The sequence below is a fragment of the Amycolatopsis sp. NBC_00438 genome, from assembly GCF_036026695.1.
Classification (GTDB): Bacteria; Actinomycetota; Actinomycetes; order Mycobacteriales; family Pseudonocardiaceae; genus Amycolatopsis.
The window spans coordinates 3,238,815-3,263,063 of the sequence record NZ_CP107923.1 but is presented as its reverse complement, the minus strand read 5'-3'; the positions used below and the strand labels follow the sequence as shown (position 1 = coordinate 3,263,063).

Genomic DNA, 24,249 nt, shown 5'->3' with positions numbered 1-24,249 from the left:
ATGTCCCGACGGTTCATCACCGGCGCAGTGTCGGCCGGGCTGGTGCTCGTGCTGGCCGCCTGCAGCGGCACCACGAAGAACGACAGCACCGACGCCGGTGCCCAGCAGTCCACGGCGGCGGCGAACCCGAACGCCGCGGCCAAGGAGGGCGTCAAGATGGCGTTCCTCCCCAAGCAGCTCAACAACCCTTACAGCGACATCGAGGTCAGCGGCGGCAAGACCGCGCTCGACGAGCTGAAGGGCGAGTACAAGCTGGTCGGCCCGAACGACGCGAGCGCGTCGTCGCAGGTCAGCTACATCAACACGCTGATCCAGCAGCAGCAGAACGTGATCGGCATCGCCGCGAACGACCCGAACGCGGTCTGCCCGTCGCTGAATCAAGCCCGCACCGCGGGCATCAAGGTCGTCGCCTTCGACTCCGACGCCGCCAAGGACTGCCGCGACGTCTTCATCAACCAGGCCACCACCCAGGGCATCGGCGAGGCGCTGGCCAAGCAGGCCAAGGACCTCTCCGGCGGCTCCGGCGAGATCGCGGTCCTGTCCGCGACGCCGAACGCCACCAACCAGAACGCCTGGATCGAGGTCCTCAAGAAGGAGCTCGCCAAGCCGGATTACGCGGGCCTGAAGCTGGACAAGATCGCCTACGGCAACGACGACGACCAGAAGTCGTTCCAGGAGGCCCAGGGCCTGCTGCAGTCGTTCCCGAACCTCAAGGTGATCGTCTCGCCGACCACCGTGGGCATCGCGGCCGCCGCGCGCTACGTCAGCTCGTCGAGCTACAAGGGCAAGGTCGCGGTGACCGGGCTCGGCACGCCGAACCAGATGCGCGCGTTCGTCAAGGACGGCACCGTGAAGCAGTTCGCGCTCTGGAACCCGGCCGACATCGGCTACCTCGCCGCCTACGCCGGCGTCGCGCTCAGCTCCGGCCAGATCAGCGGCAAGGAAGGCGAGAAGTTCAAGGCCGGCAAGCTCGGTGAGTACACCATCGGCGCGAGCGGTGAGATCGTCCTCGGCCCGCCGACGACCTTCGACGCGAACAACATCGACAAGTTCAACTTCTGATCAGCTCCCGCGGCCGGACCGGATCGCCGCCCCGGTCCGGCCGCGGGGTCCACAAAGGACTAAGGAAGATGCCCCGATACTGCTTCTGCCTCCAGGTGAAGCCCGAGCGTGCCGCCGAGTACGCCGAGCGGCACCGCGCGGTGTGGCCGGAGATGCGGCAGGCCCTGCGCGACAGCGGCTGGCACAACTACTCGCTCTTCCTGCGCGAGGACGGCCTGCTCATCGGCTACGTCGAAGCCGACGACCTCGCCGCCGCGCAGGCCGCGATGGCCCGCACCGAGGTCAACACCCGCTGGCAGGCGGAGATGGCGGAGTTCTTCACCGGCCTCGACGGCGGCCCACCCGACGAAGGGTTCCGGCTGCTGCAAGAGGTCTTCCACCTCGAAACCACCTCCGTCCGGGAAGGACAGTGATCGTCTTGCGCGACATGACGGCCGTGAAACAGGCCCTGCGGGCGCAGCGCATCGAGACGCCGTCGTGGGCGTACGCCAACTCGGGCACCCGCTTCAAGGTGTTCCCGCAGCCCGGCGTCCCGCGCACGGCCGAGGAGAAGATCGCCGACGCCGCGACCGTGCACCGCTTCACCGGGATCGCGCCGACCGTGGCGCTGCACATCCCGTGGGACCGCGTCGAGGACTACGGCGCCCTCACCGCGTACGCGCGCGACCTCGGCGTCGGGATCGGCGCCATCAACACCAACGTCTTCCAGGACGAGGACTACAAGCTCGGCTCGGTGACCAACCCCGAGGCCGGGATCCGCCGCAAGGCGACCGACCACCTGCTCGAGGCGATCTCCATCATGGACGCCACGGGCTCCCGCGACCTGAAGCTGTGGTTCTCCGACGGCATCAACTACCCGGGCCAGGACGACATCCGCGACCGCCAGGACCGGCTCGCCGCGGCGCTGAAGGAGACCTACGACCGGCTTGGCGACGACCAGCGGATCCTGCTGGAGTACAAGCTGTTCGAGCCCGCCTTCTACGCCACGGATGTCCCCGACTGGGGCACGTCGTACGCGCACTGCATGGAGCTGGGCGAGAAGGCCACGGTCTGCATCGACACCGGCCACCACGCGCCCGGCACGAACATCGAGTTCATCGTGGCGTTCCTGCTGCGGGCGGGGAAGCTCGGCGCGTTCGACTTCAATTCGCGCTTCTACGCCGACGACGACCTGATGGCCGGCGCGGCCGACCCGTTCCAGCTGTTCCGGATCATGTACGAGATCGTCCGGGGCGACGCGCTCGACCCGTCCTACGGCATCGCGTTCATGCTCGACCAGTGCCACAACATCGAGGCGAAGATCCCGGCGATCATCCGCTCGGTGCTCAACGTCCAGGAGGCGACGGCCAAGGCGCTGCTCGTCGACCGGGACGAGCTGCGCGTCGCCCAGCTGGCGGGCAACGTCCTCGAAGCCAACGCCGTCCTGATGGACGCCTACAACACCGACGTCCGGCCGCTGCTGGCCGAACTCCGCGAGGAAGCCGGGCTCGACCCGGACCCCGTCGCGGCCTACCACCGCAGCGGGTACCAGGAGAAGATCGTGGCCGAGCGCGCCGGCGGCACGCAGGCCGGATGGGGAGCATGAGCATGACGGTGTCGGAACAGCTCATCGCGCGCAGCAACGCGCTCGGAGCCGACCCGCGCAACACCAACTACGCCGGCGGCAACACCTCGGCCAAGGGCGACGTCACCGACCCGGTGACCGGCGCGCCGACGGAGGTGCTGTGGGTCAAGGGCTCCGGCGGCGACCTCGGCACGCTCAAGGAGTCCGGGCTCGCGGTCCTGCGGCTCGACCGGCTGCGTTCCCTGGTGGACGTCTACCCGGGTGTCGAGCGCGAGGACGAGATGGTCGCCGCGTTCGACTACTGCCTGCACGGCCGGGGCGGCGCCGCACCCTCGATCGACACCGCGATGCACGGGCTCGTCGAAGCCCCGCACGTCGACCACCTGCACCCGGACTCCGGCATCGCCCTGGCCACGGCGGCCGACGGCGCCGCCCTGACCAAGGAGTGCTTCGGCGACCGCGTCGCGTGGGTCGACTGGCGGCGTCCCGGGTTCCAGCTGGGGCTCGACATCGCCGCGGTCAAGGAAGCCAACCCGCAGGCGATCGGCGTCATCCTCGGTGGCCACGGCATCACGGCGTGGGGCGCGACCTCGGAAGAGTGCCAGCGCAACTCCCTGGAGATCATCCGCACGGCCGAGGAGTTCCTGGCCTCACGGGGTTCCGCCGAGCCGTTCGGTCCCGTCGTCCCCGGTTTCGAAGCGCTGCCGTCGGTCGAACGCCGGGCTCGGGCTGCCGCGTTGGCCCCGGTGGTCCGCGGGCTGGCGTCGACCGACCAGCGCGTCGTCGGGCACTACACCGACAGCGACGTCGTCCTCGAATTCCTGGCCCGTGAGAAGCTCGCGCCGCTGGCCGCGCTCGGGACGTCCTGCCCGGACCACTTCCTGCGCACCAAGGTCCGGCCGCTCGTCGTCGACCTGCCCAGCTCGGCGCCCCTGGACGACGTCGTCGCGCGGCTGAAGGAACTGCACGCCGAGTACCGCGACGAATACCGCGCCTACTACGAGCGGCACGCGACCCCGGACTCGCCCGCGATGCGCGGCGCGGACCCGGCCATCGTGCTGGTGCCCGGTGTCGGGATGTTCTCCTTCGGCAAGGACAAGCAGACGGCGCGCGTGGCGGGGGAGTTCTACGTCAACGCGATCAACGTCATGCGTGGCGCCGAGTCCGTCTCGACGTACGCCCCGATCGCCGAGAGCGAGAAGTTCCGGATCGAGTACTGGGCTCTCGAAGAAGCCAAGCTGCAGCGGATGCCGAAGCCCAAGCCGCTTGCCGGGCGGATCGCCCTGGTGACCGGCGCGGGTTCGGGCATCGGCAAGGCCATCGCGCTGCGGCTCGCCGCGGAAGGCGCCTGTGTCACGATCGCCGACCTGAACACTGCCGCGGCCGAAGAGGTGGCGTCGGAGATCGGCGGTCTCGCGGTCACCGCCGACGTCACCGACGCCGACGCCGTGCAGGCCGCGGTGGACGCGACCGTGCTGGCCTTCGGCGGCATCGACCTGGTGGTCAACAACGCCGGCCTGTCCATCTCGAAGCCGCTGCTGGAGACCACCGAGCGCGACTGGGACCTGCAGCACGACGTCATGGCCAAGGGCTCGTTCCTGGTCGCGCGGGCCGCGGCGAAGGCCATGATCGACCAGGACAACGGCGGCGACATCGTCTACATCTCGTCGAAGAACGCCGTGTTCGCGGGCCCCAACAACGTCGCCTACGGCGCGGCCAAGGCCGACCAGGCCCACCAGGTCCGGCTGCTGGCCGCCGAACTCGGCGCGTACGGCATCCGCGTCAACGGCGTCAACCCGGACGGCGTCGTCCAGGGCTCCGGCATCTTCGCCGGCGGCTGGGGCGCCCAACGCGCCGCGGTGTACGGCGTCGAGGAGGCGAAGCTCGGCGAGTTCTACGCCCAGCGCACCATCCTCAAGCGCGAAGTGCTGCCCGAGCACGTCGCGGCCGCGGTGTTCGCCCTCACCGGCGGCGACCTGACCCACACCACCGGCCTGCACGTGCCGGTGGACGCCGGGGTGGCCGCGGCGTTCCTGCGTTAAGGAGAATCGATGTCCCTCGACCGCATCACGCCGCGCAAGACCCGCGTCGGGCTCGTCGCGGGCGGGCTCGGCGCGTACTGGCCGCAGTTCCCGAAGCTGCTGCCGCAGCTGCAGGCGTCGGCCCGGCGGGTCGCCGAACGACTGTCCGGAATGGACTGCGAGGTCGTCGACGTCGGGTTCGTGTCCGACGCCCAGGAGGGCGCGGCCGCCGCGGAGAAGCTGCGGGTCGCCGGCTGCGACCTGATCATCGGCTTCCTCACGACGTACCTGACCTCCAGCATGCTGGCGCCGGTCGCCCAGCGCTCGGGGGCGCCGGTGCTGCTGCTGAACCTGCAGCCCACCGAGGCGATGGACCACGAGTCCTTCGACACCGGCGCGTGGCTGGCCTACTGCGGCGCCTGCCCGCTGCCCGAGATGGCCAACACGTTCCGCCGCCTCGGCGTCGAGTTCCGCTCGGTGTCCGGGTACCTGGAGGACGCGCGCGCCTGGACGCGGATCGAGCGCTGGATCAAGGCGGCCGGCGTGCGGGCGGCGTTCCGGACCGGCCGCCACGGCCTGCTCGGGCACCTCTACCCGGGCATGATGGACGTCTCGACCGACCCGACGCTCGTGTCCGCCCAGCTCGGCGGACACGTCGAGATCCTGGAGATCGACGACCTGCGCGTGCGCGTCGAGAAGGTGACCGACAGCGAGACGGCCGACCGGGTCGCCCTGGCCTGCGATGTGTTCACCGTGGACGAGTCCGTTGTGGACGAAGATTTCGCCTGGGGTGCTCGCGTGTCGGTCGCGCTGGATCGGCTCGTCGAGGACTTCTCACTCGACTCGCTGGCCTATTACCACCGCGGACTCGACGGCGAAACCCACGAACGCGTCGGCGCCGGGTTCATCCTCGGCGCGTCGCTGCTCACCGCCCGCGGCATCCCGGCGGTCGGCGAGTACGAGCTGCGGACGTCGCTGGCCATGCTGCTGATGGACCGGCTCGGCGCGGGCGGCTCGTTCACCGAGCTGCAGGCGCTGAACTTCCACGACAACGTGGTCGAGATGGGCCACGACGGCCCGGCGCACCTCGGCATCAGCGCCCGCAAGCCGCTGCTGCGCGGCCTCGGCGTCTACCACGGCAAGCGCGGCTGGGGCGTGTCGGTGGAGTTCGACGTCAAACAGGGCCCGGTGACGTTGTGCGGCCTGGCTCAGGGCCTCGACGGCACGTTCTCGATCGTCGCGTCCGAGGGCACGGTCGTGCCGGGGCCGCTGCTGCGGATCGGCAACACGACCTCGCGCGTCGACTTCGGGTGCGACCCGGGGGAGTGGACCGACGCGTGGTCGGCCAGCGGCATCGCGCACCACTGGGCGCTGGGCACCGGCCACCGCGTCGCCGAGCTGACGGCGGTGGCGGACCTGCTCGGGCTGGAACTGACCGTGGTGCGGGCGTGACGCGGGTCGCGGCCGTCGACCTCGGCGCGTCCAGCGGGCGCGTGATGGCCGGGACCGTGGGACCGGGGCAGCTGAGCCTGGAAGAGGTCAGGCGGTTCCCGAACGGCGGCGTCCAGGCGGGGCCGGTCCTGTACTGGGACGTCCTCGGGCTGTACCGGGAGACCCTCGCCGGGATCCGCGACGCCGGCGCCTTGGACGGCGTCGGCATCGACTCCTGGGCCGTCGACTACGGGCTCCTCGACGAGTCGGGCGCGCTGCTCGGCAACCCCGTGCACCACCGCGACTCCCGCACCGACGGGGTGCCGGAGAAGGTGGCCGCGTCGATCTCCGCCCGGGAGCTGTACGACGTCACCGGGCTGCAGCAGCTGCCGTTCAACACGCTGTACCAGCTGGTGGCCGAACAGGACCGGCTGACCGCGGCCCGCACCATGCTGCTCGTGCCGGACCTGCTGAACTACTGGCTTACGGGCGTGATCGGCGCCGAGCGCACCAACGCGTCGACGACCCAGCTCTACGACGTCCGCGCGCGGACCTGGGCCACGGACCTGGCGACGCGGGTGGGCATCCCGCCGCGGTTGCTGCCGCCGCTGCGCGACCCCGGCACGGTGGTGGGCTCGGCGCGCGAGCTGTCCGGGGTGCCGGTGATCGCGGTCGGCTCGCACGACACGGCGTCGGCGGTGGTCGCGGTGCCGGCGTCGCCCGGGACCACCTTCGCGTACATCTCCTGCGGTACCTGGTCGCTTGCGGGTCTGGAGCTGCCGGAGCCGGAGCTGGGTGACGCGGCGCTGGCCGCGAACTTCACCAACGAGGGCGGCGTCGACGGCACGATCCGGTTCCTGCGCAACGTGATGGGCCTGTGGGTGCTGTCGGAGACCCTGCGGACGTGGTCGCGCACGGACCTGCCGGACCTGCTCGCGGCGGCCGCCTCGGCCCCGGCCCTGGCGGCTGTGGTCGACATCGACGCGCCGGAGTTCCTCGCGCCGGGCGACATGCCGGCCCGCATCGCGGCGGCCTGCCGCGCCACCGGCCAGCGCCCGCCGTCAACGCCGGCCGAGGTGGTCAGGTGCATTGTGGACAGTCTGGCCCTGGCCCACCGCCGCACTCTCCGCACGGCGGCCGAGGTGTCCGGCCGCTCGTTCGACGTCGTCCACATCGTCGGCGGCGGCGCGCGCAACGAACTCCTCTGCCAGCTGACGGCGGACGCCTGCGGCGTCCCGGTTCTCGCCGGCCCGGTCGAAGCAGCCGCGCTGGGCAACGTCCTGGTCCAGGCCCGCGCCCTCGGCGAGGACCTCCCGGACCTGCCGTCAATGCGAGCCCTGGTCCGCGAAACCCAGGAGATCCGCCGCTACGACCCCACGAGCCACGCCGACTGGGCCGCCGCAGAGTCCCGGCTCGGCTGAGAGTCGTGAGTGTTTAGGGCGGTTCTAACCGCCCTAAACACTCACGACCCCGGCGTGACGTGCCGCTGACCGGGCAGGATTGCGCGTTCGTCCCTTGCGACGGTCCCGGGCGGGCAGACTCCCCGTGGGTACCGTTGCGGACCCCGGGTGACCTGGTGACGCTGACGTCGGAACAGTGCCGACCGCGACCGAGGGAGTACGTTATGGCGCACCGATCCCGCACCCTGGCCACCGTGGCGGCCGCCGTAGTGGGGCTCGCGGTGGCGTTTCCGGCGACGGCGTTCGCCGACCCGCCCGGCGCCCTGCCCGCCACCGCGAGCGACTTCGAGAAGACCTTCCAGCCCGCCTTCGACTACGACAAGGACGGCTGTTACCCGACCCCGGCGATCGGCCCGGACGGGACCATCGCGCCCGGCCTGTCCCTCGGCGGCGACACCAACGGCCACTGCCGCGACTCCTGGGACCTCGACAACACCAACTCCTACTCGCGCCAGAAGTGCAACAACGGCTGGTGCGCCGTGATGTACACGCTCTACTTCGAGAAGGACCAGGCGTCCCTCGGCCCCGGCAGCGCCGGCCACCGCCACGACTGGGAACACATCGTCGTGTGGGTCAAGGACAACCAGGTCGAGTACGTCGCGACGTCGCAGCACGGCGGCTTCGCGGTGCACGACCGCGCGAGCATGCGCTTCGAAGGCACGCACGCGAAGGTCGTCTACCACAAGGACGGCGGCTCGACGCACTGCTTCCGCTCCGCCAACGGCAACGACGACCCGCCGGAGAACCACAAGGGCGTCTGGCAGTACCCGGCCCTGGTCGGCTGGGACGGCTACCCGGCAGGCATCCGCGACAAGCTCGTCGCGGCGAACTTCGGCAGCGCGACCTTCGGCATCAAGGACGGCCAGTTCACCGGCAACCTCGGCAAAGCGAAGCCGGCCGGCATCCCGTTCGACGAGAACGCCTGACGCTCAGCTCGTGACCGGCCGGCCGCGGCCGCGCTTCAGCTCGAAGAAGCCCTCCGTGCCGGTCACGAGCACGACGCCGTCCCACAGCCGCCCGGCGGCTTCCCCGCGGGGGACCGGGCTGACGACCGGGCCGAAGAACGCGTTCACCGAGCCGTCTTCGCCGGGCAGGTGGAGGGCCGGAACGCCGAGGTCCTCGCCGATCGGGTCGAGGGCCGCGCGGTTGCTCTTCAGGAGATCCGCGTCGAACTCGGTGCTGCCGGCCGCGTCCGCGAGCGCGGCGGGCAGCCCGGCTTCGGTGAGGGCGGCTTCGAGAGTCGTGCGGTCGACCGGCGCCTGGTCGCGGTGCACGCGGGTGCCGAACGCGGTGTAGAAGTCCCGCAGCACCTCGTTCCCGTGCGCCCGCTCGGCGGCCAGCGCGACGCGGGCCGGGCCCCAGCGCTCGTCGAGCCAGGTCCGGTACCAGGCGTCCACTTCGCGGCCTTCGTTGTGCACGGCCAGGCTGAACACGTGGAACCGCGTCCGGACTTCGCGCACCTGCTCCACTTCCAGCAGCCACCGCGAGCCGATCCAGGCCCACGGGCACACGGGGTCGAACCACAGGTCGACGGTCTTCACTTCATTCACGCCCCGCACGCTAGGCCCGGCCACCGGCCCGGCAGAAGATCCAATTCGGGGCCGCCGGACCGGGCCAATCAGAGCCAGCCGCGGTCGTCGGCGATCCGGACGGCGTCGACACGGTTGCGCCCGCCGGTCTTGGTGATCGCCGCGGACACATAGTTCCGGACGGTGCCTTCGGACAGGTAGAGCCGCGACGCGATCTCGGCGATCGTCGCGCCCGTCCGGGCGGTGATGAGGACGTCGCGTTCCCTGGCGGTCAACGGGGATTCGCCCGCGGCGAGGGTCGCCACCGCGAGCGCCGGGTCGACCACGCGCTCACCCTTGACCACCCGGCGGATCGCGTCGGCGAGGGCGTCGGCCGGGGCGTCCTTGACCACGAACCCGACGGCGCCCGCCTCCATCGCGCGGCGCAGGTAGCCGGCGCGGCCGAAGGTCGTGAGCATGACGACGCGGCAGTCCGGCACCTGGGCGGCCAGCACGGCCGCGGCGGCGAGCCCGTCGAGGCCCGGCATCTCGATGTCGAGCAGCGCGACGTCGGGCCGGTGTTCGCGCGCCGCCGCGACGATCTCGTCACCCCGCCCGACGGACGCGACGACTTCGAAGTCGTCCTCCAGGTCCAGGAGGGTGCCGAGCGCCTGGCGGACCATCTCCTGGTCGTCGGCGAGCAGCAAGCGGACGGTCACGGCACCTCCGCCGGGGTCAGGGACACGGCCAGCCGCCAGCCCCGTGGGTTCGCCGGCCCCGCCTCGACGCGCCCGCCTGCGTCGGCGACCCGTTCGCGGAGCCCCGCGAGCCCGCTGCCTTCGGTGCTCCGGCCGCCGACGCCGTCGTCGAGCACTTCGACCGACGACGCGGAAAGCGTGACGGTGCAGCGGGTCGCGCGGGCGTGGCGGGCCACGTTGGTGAGGCCTTCGCGCACGACCCAGCCGAACAGGACCTGGTGGTCCGGGCCGACGACGTCGACGGCGGTAGGCAGGTCCGCGGTGACCCCGCACGCGCGCAGCAGCTCGCGGCCGCGAGCCAGCTCCCCGGCGAGGGTGACGTCCCGGTAGCCCGAGACGGCGGCCCGGACGTCGGTCAGCGCCTGACGGGCGAGCGTCTCGACGGCGGACATCTCCTCGCTCGCGCGCTCGGTCTCGGTGGCGATGAGCCGGCGCGCCAGGGTGCTCTTGACGGTGATCGCGGTGAGCGAGTGGCCCAGCAGGTCGTGCAGGTCGCGCGCGATCCGGGTGCGCTCGGCCTCCGACGCCAGCCGCGCGACCTCGGCGCGGGCCTCGACGAGGGCGATGTTGGCGTGGATGGCTTCGGCGAAGGCGTAGACCACGAGCACGGTGAAGAAGAGGGCGATCGCCTGCGGCCAGCCCGGTTCGGCCCGCCACGACGGCACGGCCCACGGGACCAGGACGGCGGCCAGGGCGACGACGGCGCCCAGCGCCGGGGCGTAGCGGCCGATGCGCGGCGCGACCAGCGAAACGACGACCGCGGCGAGGAAGAAGGCTTCTCCGTGGGCGAAGGGGAGCGCCGCGGCGAACAGCACCGTGCAGATCCCGAGGGAGATCCAGTACCGCCGCCACGTGCGGCGGGCGGCCGCGACCGCGCCCACGACGTAGGCGACGGCGAAGGCGGCCACGATCGCGCAGCCGGCCACCGCGGCCGCGCCGCTCGAGTGCTCCAGCACGCCGGGAACGGTGACGATCGGGAAGGCCAGCAGGCCCGCGTCGAGGACCAGCCGCCGCCAGCCGCGCACCCACCGCTGCGCGTCGGCGGGCGCCGTCGAGTCGTTCATCAGCGGCACGCTACCGCGCCCGGCCTCACCGGGCCGCGAACCGCGACCGCAGCTCGCGGCCGTTCACCAGCACGGCGACGCCGAGCAGCAGCAGCCCGCAGACCGCCTGCTCGATCCGCAGCCACACCGGGAACGCGCCCGGCAGCGCGACGATGACGGCGACCGCCACCAGCATCACGGCCGAGACGATCCGCAGCCGCAGGAACGCCTTCGTCGAGCCGCGCGCCGCCCGTCGGGCGAACGAGAGGGTCAGGAGCGCGCTGCCGACGACGATCGTGGCGCGCACCCAGACGGCGTCGGTCACCATCGTGGGGTTGTCGCGGAACAGGACGATCACGCCGAGCGTGAGGACGCTGACGGCGAGGTAGGTGCCGATGAGGGCGAGCACGCGGCGGAAGGCCGGCGCGGCGGTCTGGACGGTCATGGGATCTCCCCGGTGCGGATCGGAGTGCTTGCCCCGGAAATGCTCGTCGCGCGGGCTCCGGGAGGGCAGTGCCGTCCCGCACCGGGCGCTCATGACATTTGTCATCGTGTTGTCGGCCGAAGACTGGGAGAGCGCTCTCACAGCGTGCTACAAAGAACGGGTGACGACGCATCCGCCTCCGGCGCCACCGACCCTCGAAGACGTCGCGAGGGTCGCCGGTGTCTCGCGCGCCACGGTGTCGCGCGTGGTCAACAGCGTGCGCAACGTCGACCCGAAGCTGCGCGAAACCGTCGAACGCGCGATCGCCGACACCGGGTACGTGCCGAACCGGGCCGCGCGGTCCCTGGTCACGCGGCACACCGGCGGGATCGCGCTGGTGGTGTCCGAACCCGAGCGGCACGTGGACGCCGAGGCCTTCACCGGCGGGGTGTTCGGCGACCCGTTCTTCGGCCGGGTCGTCGAGGGCGTCGTCGCGCACCTGCGCCCGCACGGCCGGCACCCGCTGCTGATGCTCGTCGACAGCGAGGACGAACGCGCCTCGCTCGTGGCGAAGCTGCGGCAGGAACAGGTGAGCGGGGTGCTGCTGATTTCGCTGGCGCCCGACCAGGACCCGTTGCCGCTGGTGCTGACCGAGGCGGGCGTCCCGACGGCGCTGTTCGCGCGGCCCGCCCGCCCGGCACCGGTGTGCTACGTCGACGTCGCCCACCAGGACGGCGCCCGGATCGCGGCGGACCGGCTCGTTTCCCGCGGCTGCCACCGGGTCGCGACGATCGCCGGCCCGGGCGGCACCCCGGCGGGCCACGACCGCCTGGCGGGCTTCCGCGACGCGATGGCCCGCCACGGCCACGCGTATGTGGCGGTCGCCGAGGGCGACTTCACCCAGCACGGCGGCGAACTCGCGATGGAGCGGCTGCTGGCGACCGAGCCGGACCTGGACGGCGTGTTCGTGGCCAATGATCTGATGGCGTACGGCGCGTTGTCGGTGCTTGCCGAAGCGGGGCGCCGGGTCCCGGACGACATCGCGGTCATCGGCTTCGACGACAGCCAGGTGGCCCTGAGCTGCCGCCCCCGCCTCACCACGATCCGCCAGCCGGTCGAGGCCATGGGCGCGGCGATGGCGCGGATGGTCCTGGACCGCATGGCGAACCCCGCGCTGCGCGCGGAATCGGTGATCTTCGACCCGGAACTGGTAGTCCGAGACTCCGCCTGACCCGCCGACCCGTACCCAGCCAGTCGCCCCGCGCACCCCGCCGGACGACACGCGTACTCAGACGGACGACACACGTACCCAGAGGGTCGGCTCGCGTACCTAGCCAGTCGGCTCACGTACCCAGAGAGTCGGTTCGCGTACCCAGCCGGACGACACGCTGCCCGAGTTCGCCTTGCCGTGTCGTCCCTCTAATCACAGGTGTCGACTCCCCGAACACGCGAGCCGACTCTCCAGGCACGTGAACCGACCGTCCAGGTACGCGAGCCGACTCCCTGGGTACGCGAGCCGACCCTCTGGGTACGCGGGTCGGCCGGTCGGGTCGGCGGGGGAACTTTGGTGTGGCGGCAACTCGGCGACGAGTGGCGGGTTGCCGCCACTCGTCGCCGAGTACCTGCACCGGAATCCGCTCGCCCGGCCGGGCCGCTCCCGTGGCCGGCCGGGGCCCGGCAGTGGGGCCGGGCGGTGGTCTCCGGTCAGCTCGTCCGATCCAGGACTTCCCCTTCCCGGGTCGCGGCGGCGGCGAGTTCCCCGGCCAGCGCCCGGGTCGCCGGGTCGGTGCCGGACGTCTGTTCGCCCTTCGCCAGCACCACGATCTGCTTCGAGTGGGCCCGCAGCAACGCGACGAGCCGCTGGTCGAAGTCGCCGCCGTGGCTGGTCCGGAGCGCGACCAGGTCGGCGTCGGTGATCATCCCTGGCATCCGGTGTCCGCTGTGGACGTTCCCGGCGGGCAACCCCGCCCGGTCGCGAGCCGCCCGCAGGCGGGTGAGGAACCCGTCCTGGGACGGCTCGAGGGCCGACGCGGCGGACCGCACGGCGGTGCTCGCCGCGTGGTCCACCGCGAGGTGGGCCGCGGTGACGGCGTTCTCCGTCATCGGCACGGTCAGCTGCAACCACGCGATGTCGGTCGGGTTGAACGCCCCGGACCCGGAACCCGACCCGGGGCCGGGCGGCGGCGCCGGGGCCGCCGGCACGGCGGTGGTGGCACACCCGCCCATGGACATCGCCACCACCACCGCCGCGAGCACCGGCGCCGTCCGCCTCACGGCCGGCCGGGCAGCCGGTAGTTCGGACCGAGGACGCCCCCGCGGTCCGGCTTGTAGACGTCGAACCCGCGCGGGTCGCACTGGAGCCCGCCGTTGATGCAGTGCGTGACCAGCGCGGCGAGGGTGGGCGGGTCCCACGCGTTGAAGAAGTCGTAGTGCCACGAATACCCGCGCCCGCTGGCCAGGTGGACGCCGGACATGTCACCGCTGACCGGGAACGCGATCTTGAACTCCAGCATCGGCACCGCGACCGGGTGGTCGGCGGGGCACGTCAGCGTCGTCTTGTCCGGGTACGCCATGTGGCTCTTGTGATCGGCGGAATCCAGGTGGACGCCGTCCCAGCAGCTCGGGGCCTGGTACCGGATGTTCAGCTGGCTGCCCGGCGTGCACTGCACCGGGATGTCCCAGTTGTGGAAGCTGTCCCCGCACTCCCAGCCCTCGATCGCGCCGGGCGCGTTCTGGAACTGGTCCTGCGTGGCCGTGACCGTCCCGGCCACGTAACGCAGGCCGGGCGGGAACGGCACGACCCTGGTGTAGTCGAGGATGCCGGACTTGTAGTACACGACCTGCGCGAAGTTCGGCAGGATCACCTGGTTGCCGTTGTAGACCGTCGGGAACCAGTACGCCGACAGGTCGTCCGGCGCCAGGCAGGTCGTGTTGCCCACGCCCGACTGCTGCAACGACGCCAGCGTCGTGTTCGCGTTGGTGGTCTTGTTGCCGATGAACGTGTGGTCGTGCGACGCGCCGGGCAGCCCGGGGAAGACGATCGGGTCGTCCGGCTGGTGGTGGCTGGGGGAGCAGTTGACCTGGAACTCGTGGTGGGTCACCAGGTTGTCGGCTACGGCCGGCGACGACGTCGCCGCGGTCAGGAAGGCGCCTGCCAGCACGGTGGCGGCGGTGCAGGCGAGGAGCGCGGCTTTTGATACCAAGGGTCCTCCACGGTGAGGGTGCCTGAGGAATGGGAGAGCGCTCTCCAAGAGCATGCGCACCGCGTTGCCACCCTGTCAAGGAGCACCCCCGCATTCGACGCCGGGAAGCGATTGTCCGGTTCGGGACGAGAAGCTTGACAACGCGGGCCGCCGTGACGAACCATCGGCCGTGCCGGAGAGCGCTCTCCAACCTCCGTCCCCTTTCGCGCGGGAGTCATCGTGGACCGACCGTTGCCCCTTCGTGCCGTCCCGGCACTCGTGGTCCTGCTGGTGCTGGGCCTGCTAGCCGGCCCGACCCCGGCACACGCCGCGACGTTGCTATCCCAAGGCAGACCCGTGACCGCCTCCAGCAGCGAGGGCGCCTCGACGCCGGCGTCCGCCGCGGTCGACGGCAACGCGGGCACCCGCTGGGCCAGCGCCTGGAGCGACCCGCAGTGGCTGCAGGTCGACCTCGGCACCGCCGCCGACATCAGTCAGGTGACCCTGAACTGGGAATCGGCCTACGCGACGGCGTACGAGATCCAGGTTTCCGACAACGCCGCGTCCTGGCAGACCGTGTACAGCACGACCACCGCGACCGGCGGCGTCCAGAACCTCGCCGTCACCGGCCACGGCCGGTACGTGCGCTTCTACGGCACCCACCGCGTCGGCGGTTACGGCTACTCGCTCTGGGAGTTCCAGGTCAGCGGCACCCCGGGCACGACGACGCCGGGCGGCCCCGGCGTCACCAAGGTGACCGGCAGCCAGGGCAACTGGCAGCTGAGCGTCGACGGCCAGCCGTGGACCGTCAAGGGCCTCACCTGGGGCCCACCGGTGAGCGAAGCATCGGCGCGGATGCCGGAGCTGCACTCGATCGGCGTCAACACCGTCCGCACCTGGGGCACCGACGGCAGCAGCCAGGCGCTGCTGGACGCCGCCGCGGCCAACGGCATCAAGGTCGTCGCCGGCTTCTGGCTGCAGCCGGGCGGCGGTCCGGGCAGCGGCGGCTGCGTGGACTACACCACCGACACGACCTACAAGAACACGATGCTCGGCGAAATCCAGAAGTGGGTCAACGCCTACAAGGGCAACGCCGGCGTGCTCATGTGGAACGTCGGCAACGAGTCGATCCTCGGCATGCAGAACTGCTACTCCGGCACGCTCCTGGAGCAGAACCGCATCGCCTACGCCCGGTTCGTCGACCAGGCCGCGCAGGCGATCCACGCGATCGACACCAACCACCCGGTGACCTCGACCGACGCCTGGACCGGCGCGTGGCCGTACTACAAGGCCTACACCCCGAATCTCGACCTGTACTCGGTGAACTCCTACGCCCAGGTCTGCCAGGTCAAGCAGGACTGGATCAACGGCGGTTACACGAAGCCCTACATCATCACCGAGACCGGCCCGGCCGGCGAGTGGGAGGTCCCGAACGACGTCAACGGCGTCCCCACCGAGCCCACCGACCAGCAGAAGCGCGACGGTTACACCAACGCCTGGAACTGCGTGCTGGCCCACCGCGGCGTGGCGCTCGGCGCGACGCTGTTCCACTACGGCAGCGAAGGCGACTTCGGCGGCGTCTGGTTCAACATCACCACGGGCAACGAGAAACGGCTTTCGTGGTACGCCGTCCGCAAGATCTACAGTGGACAGACCGGCGGCAACACGCCCCCGGTGATCTCGTCGATGAACCTCAGCCGCACCACCGACGTCCCGGCCGGCGGCACCTTCACCGTGACGGCGAACGTGTCCGATCCGGACGGTGACCCGATCACCTACACCATGGGCTACAACAGCAAGTACATCAACAACGCCGGGGGCCTGATCCCGGCGCAGTTCACCGGCACCGGCACGTTCACCGTCACCGCGCCGCAGGACCTGGGCGTCTGGAAGATCTACCTCTACGCCCGCGACGGGCACGGCAACGTCGGCATCGAGACGCGCTCGCTGCGCGTGGTCGCGCCGCCGGTGCCGGGCACCAACCTGGCCCGCGGCGCGGCGACGACGGCGTCGACCTACCAGGCCGACGGCCCCGGCGCGCCCTACCCGCCGCAGGCCGCGACGGACGGCAACTCGGCGACGCGCTGGGCGAGCGCGTGGGCGGACCCGCAGTGGCTGCAGGTCGACCTGGGCAGCCGGCAGGCGTTCAACCACGTCCAGCTGGTCTGGGAGTCGGCGTTCGGCAAGGCGTACGAGATCCAGGTCAGTGACGACGCGGCGAACTGGCGCTCGGTCTACGGCACCACGACCGGGGACGGCGGGGCCGACGACCTCGCGGTCTCGGCCACGGCCCGGTACGTGCGGGTGAACGCCACCCAGCGCGGCACGGCGTACGGGTATTCGCTGTACGAGTTCGGCGTCTACCGGAGCTGACGACCTGCGGTGGTCCCTCCGATCCGGCGGGGACCACCGCCCCGGATCCGTGGGGACGGCGGCACTTGTGCCGCCGTCCCCACGCGCCGCCGTGCCCCTTCTTCCGGATCGGCGGCCTCGTTGGCTTCGTCGCCTGGTTCTTCGGCCGGGCCAGGCCGCCCGAAGCGCGGTTCGAGCCGGACGTGCTCAGTCTCGACCGGACCCGCCCGCCCCACGCCAACATCACCGGGGATCCGGGCGCGACCGACCTTCGCCCGCAACTGATCCGCGAGGACCTGCGGGAGGCCGGCGCCGTCGAAGTGCGGCTGCGTCAGGCGGCCGGGACGGACGCCTGCGACCACATCACCCGGATCGGCCCGGACGACGGCGACATCCCCGCGGATCGCGGGCTGTACGTGGAGATCTCGACGGGCTGCCGCGGCCGCGGGAAGACCTCACGAACCTCGCCCGGGTGCTGAACGGAGAAGGGCCGGTACGGGGCCGCGGGTTCGGCGCGTGGCCACCCCCAGCGGCCACGTGAGTCACCTCGCGGCCGCCGGACCGGCCCGGGCTGGTGTTCCGTTTCCGAAACACCTACCGTCGGTATCGTAGTCTTCCCGGTACATGCTGTGTCAAGTTTTCGGGACAGCTAGGCTGGGTGGTGTCACGTTTCATGGTCGAGGGTGGTGTGCGGTGAGCGAGGAGCGCAGTTTCGCCGAACGGCTGGCGCACTTGATCGCGACCGTGCACCCGCCGGATCGCAAGCCGTACTCCTACCGGGAGATCGCGCACGGCGTCGCGGAGCAGACCGGCGTCACGATGTCGGCGACCCACGTGCAGCAGCTCGCCGTCGGCGCGCGCAAGGACCCCAAGCGGTCCCACATCCAGGCGCTGGCCCAGTTCTTCGGCGTGCCGGTGACCTACTTCTTCGACGACGAGGTCGCCGGCCAGGTCGACCGGCAGGTCGAGGACGTCGTGGCGTGGCGCGACGGCGAGGCCCGGAAGATGGCGCAGCGGGCGATGCAGCTTTCGCCGCGGGACCGCGAGACCGTGACCGCCCTGATCGACCAGCTCGGCAGCTACGACGAGACCCGCCGCCGCGAGGGCCGGCGCCGGAAGCCGGAGTGACGTGCGCGCGGTGACCGGTCGGCTACGATGACGTCGTCCGTGATCGCGCCCCGGTGCACCCGGCTGGCGCCCGCTCAGCGGGGAGGGCCCATCGACGCGCACGGCCTGACGCCGCTCCGAGCCGGGGCCCGCGCCCGGGTGCGGGCGGTGCTCACCGCCGTCCCGCTGCCGCGGCCGTGGTCGATGAACCGCTGGGTCGACGGCCTCGAAGCGTGGCGCGGCCGGGAGATCGACCTCGTACCGGTGGCCTACCGCCCCGGCCAGCCGTCCGGCGCCTGGCAGGCCCGCCCGGACTACGACCTGATCGCCTACTCCGAGCACACCTCGGCGCTGCACCAGGACCACATCATCGCCCACGAGCTCGCCCACATGCTGTGCGCGCACACCGGCAGCTGCCTGCTGGCGGAGTCCGAGGCGGCCGAGCTCGCCCCGGATCTGGCGCCCCAGGCGTTGTCGCACCTGCTCACGCGCGTGACGAACGGCCGGGACGAGTACGAGGCCGAGCTGATCGCCGTGCTGCTGATGAGCGCCGCGACGAGCGAACCACCCGCCGTGCAGCCGGGTGCGTCCGGCCGTGCGGCGGACCAGGCCCGGCGGCTGGCGGCGTTGCTGGGATAGTCCTGTCCCGTGATCGACATTCTGTTCCTCGGGGTCGGGTTCTTCGCACTGGTGGCCGGGATCTGGCGCGCCGTGCGGGCGCGGCGGACCGGCGCGGGCACCGGGCTGGCCGTTTCGCTCATCGCGCTCGGCGCGGCGTTCTGCTTCCTGTCCAACCGCGCCCAGGTGGTGGAGAGCGAGCTGTACCCGAGCCTCGGGCGGCTGCTCTCGAACCTCGCGACGATGGTGGCCGCGTACGGGATCGGGCTGACCGTCGCGGAGATCAGCGGCACCCGGGACCGCGGCCGGCGCACCCGGCTCGTCGCCCTGGCCGCGGCGCTGACCGTGCTGGTGGTGACGTTCTTCAGCACCTCGGACCTGCCGCGCGGCGTCGGCCTGTTCGACGAGTTGTACCGGACCCACCCGACGCTGGTCGTCTACGTCTTCGCCTACACCGTCTACCTCGGGTTCGCGGTGATCGACATCGGGATCGTGTCGGCCGTGACGATCCGCGCGAGCGGCGGCGCGCTGCGCGCCGGGCTCACGTTGCTGCTGCTGGCGTCCGCGTTCGCCGTCGCCTACCTCGGCGGGAAGGTCGTCGCGACGATCAAGGCGCTGCAGTCGGACCACCCGGCGAAGGCGTTGTGCGGTGGGCCGTTCTCGACCCTGCCGTGCGCGCTCGACGTCGGTTTCCCGGCGGTGTCGGTACTGCTGATCGTGCTGGGGCTGACGATCCCGGCCGTTCCGGGGCTGGTGGCCGGCCGCCGTGACGCGCGGACCCTGCGCCTGCTCCGGCCGCTGCGCGCGCACCTCACCCGCCGGTTCCCGGAGATCGTCCGCATCGACCCGGGCGGCCCGTCGCGCCGCGAGCGGCTGCTGACGGCGATGAGCGAGACCAACGACGGCCTGATCCTCGCCGGGGTGACGCCGGAGCTGGCGGCCCCGGCGGCGGCGCGGCTGGTGCGTGCCCTGCCGGACGAGCCGGGGGAGACCGTGCCGCCGGTCGCCGAAACGGAACCGTTCGCCGCGGACGTCGCGCGGTTGCGGGCGATCGCCCGGGCCTTCCGGAGCGGCACCGCCGGCTGAGTCAGGCGCCGAACGGCGCGGTGAGCCGCGTTTCCCAGCCGTCGTCGTCGAGGGCGACCAGGTGCAGGGCCTCCGCGCGGGCGTCCAGCGGGAGCAGCGGCCGGACCGCGGCCGCGACCCGCTCGAGGTCGGCGTCGCCGCCGCCCATCGCGACGGTCAGGTGAGCGGCGGGTGTCGGGCCGAACCGGCCGCCGTAGGGCCGGACGTCCGGCCAGCGCGCGCAGACGGCGTCGGCGATCGGTTGCAGCGAGGGCACCGGGACCGCCGAGAAGCCCGGTGCGGTGACCAGTTCGGTGAGCGGCACGCCGATCGGCGCGACGGCGGCGGCGAGGTCGCGCACGGCGTCGAGGACCTCGTCGGTCACCTCGCCCGCGGGCAGGAACGGATACAGCGCCGTGACGTGCGCGGGCAGGCCGGGGCGGACCAGTTCGGGGGCGGTGCGCCGGGCCGCGGCCAGGACGGGCTCGGCGGCGGGCAGCAGGATCACCAGCGCGGTGGTTCCGGGTCGGGGCACCCTCGCATCATGGCAGTGCGACGGGTCCGGCCGCCGTCCGCGGCAGAACAGGCGCGCGGACCAGCGGGGTACCTCGGAACGGGACTCGGTCAGGCCGCGGCGCTTTCCGGGAACCGGCTCGCGCGGGCCAGTGCGAGGCTGCGGCGGCACAGCGCGACCAGCTCGTCGTTCGCGCGGCTGCGCGGGCTGTGGCCGCAGAGCCCGCAGCTGATGGTGACCTCGCCGGTGAGCTCGTCCACCGCGACCAGGGCCTGGTGGTCACACCGGCGGCACCAGCGGTAGCCGATCGCGGAGTTGGCGTGCACCGGGGACGAGACGCATTCGTGCAGCCAGCGGCGGTGCGTCCGGCAGGTGACCCGGTCGGTCGGGTCGAGCCCGCCGGCGTCCTCCACCCGGTCCTCGCGGGCCAGCGTCGACGCCAGCAGCGGCTGCCGCGGCGCGGCCGGCCGGTCCTGCGGGCTCGGCCCGGCCCACGCGTGGTGGTCGCCGCAGCGGCACTTCTCGGTCATTTCGCTCCCAAGCTCCGGTAGGTCGACGCCTTCGAGTGTGGGCGCGGTCACGCGCCGCGGACAACCGGGAAAACGCCCGGTTTCGGCCAGCGGCACAACGGTGGCGGCGGACGGACGGGCGGATTTCGGCGCGCGGGTATGCGAACATATGTTCTATGACCGCCGAGGGCCCCATCCTCCACGCCGACCTCGACTCCTTCTACGCGTCGGTCGAGCAGCGCGACGACCCGGGGCTGAAGGGGCGCCCGGTCATCGTCGGCGGCGGGGTGGTGCTGGCCGCGAGTTACGAGGCCAAGGCCTACGGCGTGCGTACCGCGATGGGCGGCGCGCAGGCCCGGCGGCTGTGCCCGCACGCGGTCGTCGTGCCGCCGCGGATGTCCGCCTACTCCGCCGCCAGCAAAGCGGTGTTCGAGGTCTTCCGCGACACCACGCCGCTGGTGGAAGGGATTTCGATCGACGAAGCCTTCCTCGACGTCGGCGGATTGGCCAGGATCGCCGGACGGCCGAGCGCCGTCGCCCAGCGGCTGCGGCAGGCGGTCGCCGAGCGGGCCGGGCTGCCGATCACCGTCGGCGTCGCGCGGACGAAGTTCCTCGCCAAGGTCGCCAGCCGGGTGGCGAAGCCGGACGGCCTGCTCGTCGTGCCGCACGACGCGGAGATGGAGTTCCTGCACCCGCTCCCGGTCGGCGCGCTGTGGGGCGTCGGGAAGGTGACCGAGGAGAAGCTGCGGGCCCGGGGCATCGTCACCGTGGGCCAGCTGGCCGCCTCCGAACCGGTGGACCTCGCCGGCCTGCTGGGCCGGGGCGCCGGGCGGCACCTGCACGAGCTGGCGCACAACCGCGACCCCCGCCTCGTCGAGACGGGGGTGCGGCGCCGTTCGATCGGTGCGCAGCGGGCCCTCGGCCGCGGCCGGCGGACCCCGGCCGAGCTGGACGTCGTCCTCGTGGCCCTGATCGACCGCATCGCCCGGCGGCTGCGCGCGGCCCACCGCATCTGCCGCACGGTGACCCTCCGCCTGCGTTTCGCCGACTTCACCCGGGCGACGCGCTCGTGCACGCTGAACGAGCCGACCGAGGGCACCGGCCGGCTGCTCGCGGCCGCGCGCGAGCTCCTCGAGGCCGCGCTGCCGCTGATCGCCGACCGCGGGATCACGCTGCTCGGCGCGTCGCTGTCCAACCTGACCGACGACGACCACGTCCAGCTGGCCCTCCCGTTCGAGCGCCGGCGGGCCACCCAGCTGGACTCGGCGCTCGACTCGGTGCGGGACCGCTTCGGGAAGGCGTCGGTCACCCGCGCCGTGCTGCTGGGCCGTCCGGACGAGCCGGAGATGCCGCTACTGCCCGATTGACAGAGAAGATCGACGTCGCGACGGGAAAGTGTTCAGCTTTCCCGTCGCGACAGGGGAATGCGCGCGTGCGTCAGGTGGGAAAGCCGGCTCGGCTTCAGGGCGTCGTCGCGATTCCAGGCCCCCGAACCGGCGCACTCGTGCTGAGCGGCCTGTTCGACCACTTCGAAACCGTTGCCGCGCAGGAGCTCCGCCATGGCGGCGGGGGAGAGGAAGGTGTGCCACGGCTCACCCTCTTCGGCGGCCATCGGCGCGACGGCTTCGGCGTAGGCGTTTCCGGCCGCGTCGCGCAGTTCCGCGGGGAGCAGGTGGTCGGCCACGATTTCCGAGCCGGGGGCGAAACCGCCGAGAACCGTCAACGTGGCCAGAATCGCCGCCCGGGTCAGGTACATGGTGACTCCGAGCCAGCTGACGAACACGGGACGGCGCGGGTCGAGTCCACTCTGGACGAGCCGGTCGCGGAGCGCATCGGTTTCGAAGTCGACCGCGACGAAGATCACCGAAGCCGGCACGGCGATGCCGGCTGCGTCCAGGAGTTCCCGTTTGGCGGCCTGCGTCGCGGGCCGGTCGACTTCGAACACGCGGAACCGGCCGGGCGGTGTCCGATAGGCGAAGGAATCGAGTCCGGCGCCGAGAATCACATACTGGTCTATACCGGAATTGACGCGCAGGAGACGTTCTTCGGTGAACCGGCTGCGGCAGACGGCCTCGGCTCGCGCGCCGGCGAGGATCGGGTGGGTACCGTGGAGCCGGTGATACGCCAGCAGTTCTTCGGCGCGGGCGCCGAGCAACGGCGCCGCGAGCGGGTCCGAGAAGAGCGGCGGTGCGGCGTCGACCAGCAAATGTGCGGCTCGCGCGGCGGCCGCGGTGAACGCTGTGCGGCTGACGCCGGGCGCATTGACGGGAGAATCGGGCGAAGTCATCCCGCAACGGTACCGATTTGATTTCGAGCATATCACGAAAACCGAATTTCTACAAGATCAGGCCCATTCCGACTAGGTTGCGATCACGTCTGTACACGGGCGGTCCCGGGGTCCGGGCGGCCATTGTGGACGCCCCGCGTGCCGGACGGGATTCGACAGGTTAGGGTCTGTCCGACCGTGTTCTGGAGAAGATGAGGAACGACGAACCATGGCGCAACGGGTGCACGTCGAGATGGTGGACGATCTCGACGGGAGCGAGGCGAACCAGACCGTCCCCTTCGCCCTCGACGGGGTGAGCTTCGAGATCGACCTCTCCGAGGAGAACGCTTCGGCGCTGCGGGACGAGCTCGCCCGCTACGTCGGCGCCGCACGGCGCATCGGCGGCCGCAAGGTCCGGCTCGCGACGGGGCAGTCGCTGACGGGCGCGGCGAGTTCGGGCACCGACCGCGAGCGCAACCGGCAGATCCGCGAGTGGGCGCAGGACAACGGCTACGAGGTGGCCGAGCGAGGCCGTCTCTCCAGCGAGATCATCGCCGGTTTCGAGGAGCACCAGGCCGCTGCGGCCGAGCCGGCCGAAGCCAAGCCGGCCCGCAAGCGCGCGACCCGCAAGAAGGCCTGACGCGGTCCGTCTGACACGGATCGCCTGCCGCGCAACGGGTCCGGCGCCTGGGGGCGCCGGTCACCCGAGCGCGGCCGAACTTCCGGGAGCCGGACGCCGACCGGGGAAGCGCCATCGGTGGCGCGCGTCCTGGTCGGTATCCGGCTGTTTCTCTTATGTCGCCGGGTGATTGAGTTGTGCGGCGTGCAAAGCCGATCGCTCGCCGAGGCGCCCGGCGGCGATGGTGCTCGACTGACTTGCTCCGATGCGTGCCTCTCCCGCCGCTCGAGTGCTCCGCGCCGGGCCGCGTGGCCGCCCCGAGTTGCGCGCCCCGCCCGCCGCTCAGCCGGTGGGCGGCCTGTCGGTCACCGGGGTGGCCGTTGGCCCGCGGCTCGTCCATTCGTGAACGGCCATCGTGCTGACCGGATCGCCCGACGCGGCGACCGGAACGGCCGACACAGCACTGTCGGACATGGCCCGGCGCGGTGGGGTGCCGCCCCTCGTATCGGACCGAAGTCTGCCGCTCTCTCCGTGTGACCGAGTCGGCCGCCGGGACGGCCCGGCCTGCGGTGATCGAAGGGAACCTGACACTTTCCCAGGCGCCGAAAGGCTTGTCGGAGGGGGTCTCCGCTGGCCAGACTGTCAGTGCTCCGCGCGGCCGGTACCGCGCCGGAGCACTGGCCCGGTGGCCGCCTCCTCCCTCGATGGCCACCGGGCCGCCTTCCCTCCTCGGCCTGGCCTGTCGG

At 71.9% G+C, this 24,249-nt stretch carries 24 protein-coding genes; 15 read left to right on the top strand and 9 right to left on the bottom strand.

Going from position 1 to position 24,249, the window contains the following annotated elements; all coding sequences use genetic code 11:
• From rhaS to OG494_RS14310, 7 genes are all read left to right on the top strand, one after another.
• The gene (gene rhaS / locus OG494_RS14340) at nt 1–1,062 is read left to right on the top strand and encodes a rhamnose ABC transporter substrate-binding protein (RefSeq protein WP_326949429.1); all 1,062 of its coding nucleotides are present in this window, start codon (nt 1–3) and stop codon (nt 1,060–1,062) included.
• A 68-nt stretch (nt 1,063–1,130) separates the two neighbouring features.
• The gene (locus OG494_RS14335) at nt 1,131–1,475 is read left to right on the top strand and encodes an L-rhamnose mutarotase (RefSeq protein WP_328455808.1); all 345 of its coding nucleotides are present in this window, start codon (nt 1,131–1,133) and stop codon (nt 1,473–1,475) included.
• Between the two features lie 14 nt (nt 1,476–1,489).
• Nucleotides 1,490–2,647: an L-rhamnose isomerase gene (rhaI, locus tag OG494_RS14330; RefSeq protein ID WP_328616034.1), complete on the top strand. Its 1,158-nt coding sequence runs from the start codon at nt 1,490–1,492 to the stop codon at nt 2,645–2,647.
• A gap of 2 nt (nt 2,648–2,649) precedes the next feature.
• On the top strand, nt 2,650–4,668 hold the full coding sequence (locus OG494_RS14325) for a bifunctional aldolase/short-chain dehydrogenase (protein WP_328455804.1): 2,019 nt from the start codon (nt 2,650–2,652) through the stop codon (nt 4,666–4,668).
• Nucleotides 4,669–4,677: 9 nt separating this feature from the next.
• Nucleotides 4,678–6,099 (top strand): L-fucose/L-arabinose isomerase family protein, encoded by a 1,422-nt coding sequence (locus OG494_RS14320; RefSeq protein WP_328455802.1) that lies wholly within the window; start codon nt 4,678–4,680, stop codon nt 6,097–6,099.
• A gap of 44 nt (nt 6,100–6,143) precedes the next feature.
• Nucleotides 6,144–7,499, top strand: a complete 1,356-nt coding sequence (locus OG494_RS14315; RefSeq protein WP_328458940.1) for a rhamnulokinase — start codon at nt 6,144–6,146, stop codon at nt 7,497–7,499.
• A gap of 203 nt (nt 7,500–7,702) precedes the next feature.
• Nucleotides 7,703–8,464, top strand: a complete 762-nt coding sequence (locus OG494_RS14310; protein WP_328455800.1) for an NPP1 family protein — start codon at nt 7,703–7,705, stop codon at nt 8,462–8,464.
• Nucleotides 8,465–8,467: 3 nt separating this feature from the next.
• Here the strand turns inward: OG494_RS14310 and OG494_RS14305 are convergent, their stop codons facing one another.
• The 4 genes from OG494_RS14305 to OG494_RS14290 all read right to left on the bottom strand — a co-directional run bounded on the left by OG494_RS14305 (nt 8,468) and on the right by OG494_RS14290 (nt 11,292).
• Nucleotides 8,468–9,088, bottom strand: a complete 621-nt coding sequence (locus tag OG494_RS14305) for a mycothiol-dependent nitroreductase Rv2466c family protein (RefSeq protein WP_328455798.1) — start codon at nt 9,086–9,088, stop codon at nt 8,468–8,470.
• Nucleotides 9,089–9,156: 68 nt separating this feature from the next.
• Nucleotides 9,157–9,765, bottom strand: coding sequence for a response regulator transcription factor (locus tag OG494_RS14300; protein WP_328455796.1), 609 nt, complete (start codon nt 9,763–9,765; stop codon nt 9,157–9,159).
• Entirely contained in the window at nt 9,762–10,868 is a 1,107-nt protein-coding gene (locus OG494_RS14295; protein ID WP_328455794.1) for a sensor histidine kinase, read from the bottom strand. Before OG494_RS14295 ends, OG494_RS14300 begins: the two co-directional genes overlap by 4 nt.
• Nucleotides 10,869–10,893: 25 nt before the next feature.
• The gene (locus tag OG494_RS14290) at nt 10,894–11,292 is read right to left on the bottom strand and encodes a hypothetical protein (protein WP_328455792.1); all 399 of its coding nucleotides are present in this window, start codon (nt 11,290–11,292) and stop codon (nt 10,894–10,896) included.
• Between the two features lie 160 nt (nt 11,293–11,452).
• Between OG494_RS14290 and OG494_RS14285 the strand changes: the two genes are divergently transcribed.
• Complete coding sequence (locus OG494_RS14285; RefSeq protein WP_328455790.1) at nt 11,453–12,502, top strand: LacI family DNA-binding transcriptional regulator; 1,050 nt, start codon at nt 11,453–11,455, stop codon at nt 12,500–12,502.
• 473 nt (nt 12,503–12,975) lie between these two features.
• Here the strand turns inward: OG494_RS14285 and OG494_RS14280 are convergent, their stop codons facing one another.
• Both OG494_RS14280 and OG494_RS14275 read right to left on the bottom strand, forming a co-directional pair.
• Complete coding sequence (locus OG494_RS14280) at nt 12,976–13,545, bottom strand: DUF305 domain-containing protein (RefSeq protein ID WP_328455788.1); 570 nt, start codon at nt 13,543–13,545, stop codon at nt 12,976–12,978.
• Complete coding sequence (locus tag OG494_RS14275; RefSeq protein ID WP_328455786.1) at nt 13,542–14,474, bottom strand: DUF1996 domain-containing protein; 933 nt, start codon at nt 14,472–14,474, stop codon at nt 13,542–13,544. Before OG494_RS14275 ends, OG494_RS14280 begins: the two co-directional genes overlap by 4 nt.
• A 219-nt stretch (nt 14,475–14,693) precedes the next feature.
• Between OG494_RS14275 and OG494_RS14270 the strand changes: the two genes are divergently transcribed.
• The 5 genes from OG494_RS14270 to OG494_RS14250 all read left to right on the top strand — a co-directional run bounded on the left by OG494_RS14270 (nt 14,694) and on the right by OG494_RS14250 (nt 19,616).
• Nucleotides 14,694–16,826 carry a discoidin domain-containing protein gene (locus OG494_RS14270; RefSeq protein ID WP_328455784.1) on the top strand — a complete coding sequence of 711 codons (2,133 nt, stop codon included), beginning with the start codon at nt 14,694–14,696 and terminating at the stop codon, nt 16,824–16,826.
• A 65-nt stretch (nt 16,827–16,891) separates the two neighbouring features.
• Nucleotides 16,892–17,284 (top strand): hypothetical protein, encoded by a 393-nt coding sequence (locus OG494_RS14265; protein ID WP_328455782.1) that lies wholly within the window; start codon nt 16,892–16,894, stop codon nt 17,282–17,284.
• A 214-nt stretch (nt 17,285–17,498) separates the two neighbouring features.
• Nucleotides 17,499–17,933, top strand: a complete 435-nt coding sequence (locus OG494_RS14260; RefSeq protein ID WP_328455780.1) for an XRE family transcriptional regulator — start codon at nt 17,499–17,501, stop codon at nt 17,931–17,933.
• 39 nt (nt 17,934–17,972) lie between these two features.
• Nucleotides 17,973–18,551: a hypothetical protein gene (locus OG494_RS14255; RefSeq protein WP_328455778.1), complete on the top strand. Its 579-nt coding sequence runs from the start codon at nt 17,973–17,975 to the stop codon at nt 18,549–18,551.
• Nucleotides 18,552–18,560: 9 nt separating this feature from the next.
• The gene (locus OG494_RS14250) at nt 18,561–19,616 is read left to right on the top strand and encodes a hypothetical protein (protein ID WP_328455776.1); all 1,056 of its coding nucleotides are present in this window, start codon (nt 18,561–18,563) and stop codon (nt 19,614–19,616) included.
• A gap of 1 nt (nt 19,617) precedes the next feature.
• Here the strand turns inward: OG494_RS14250 and OG494_RS14245 are convergent, their stop codons facing one another.
• Both OG494_RS14245 and OG494_RS14240 read right to left on the bottom strand, forming a co-directional pair.
• The gene (locus OG494_RS14245) at nt 19,618–20,130 is read right to left on the bottom strand and encodes a 2'-5' RNA ligase family protein (protein ID WP_328455774.1); all 513 of its coding nucleotides are present in this window, start codon (nt 20,128–20,130) and stop codon (nt 19,618–19,620) included.
• A gap of 89 nt (nt 20,131–20,219) precedes the next feature.
• Nucleotides 20,220–20,639, bottom strand: a complete 420-nt coding sequence (locus OG494_RS14240) for a hypothetical protein (RefSeq protein WP_328455772.1) — start codon at nt 20,637–20,639, stop codon at nt 20,220–20,222.
• Between the two features lie 155 nt (nt 20,640–20,794).
• On the opposite strand from OG494_RS14240, the gene dinB reads away from it, so the two are divergent.
• Nucleotides 20,795–21,985, top strand: a complete 1,191-nt coding sequence (dinB, locus tag OG494_RS14235) for a DNA polymerase IV (RefSeq protein ID WP_328455770.1) — start codon at nt 20,795–20,797, stop codon at nt 21,983–21,985.
• Nucleotides 21,986–22,017: 32 nt separating this feature from the next.
• On the opposite strand, the gene OG494_RS14230 is transcribed toward dinB, so the two are convergent.
• A complete protein-coding gene (locus OG494_RS14230) occupies nt 22,018–22,905 on the bottom strand; it encodes a class I SAM-dependent methyltransferase (RefSeq protein ID WP_328458939.1) in 888 nt (295 codons plus the stop codon).
• A 208-nt stretch (nt 22,906–23,113) separates the two neighbouring features.
• Between OG494_RS14230 and OG494_RS14225 the strand changes: the two genes are divergently transcribed.
• Nucleotides 23,114–23,524: a histone-like nucleoid-structuring protein Lsr2 gene (locus tag OG494_RS14225; RefSeq protein WP_328455768.1), complete on the top strand. Its 411-nt coding sequence runs from the start codon at nt 23,114–23,116 to the stop codon at nt 23,522–23,524.
• The last annotated feature ends 725 nt before the right edge of the window (nt 23,525–24,249 follow it).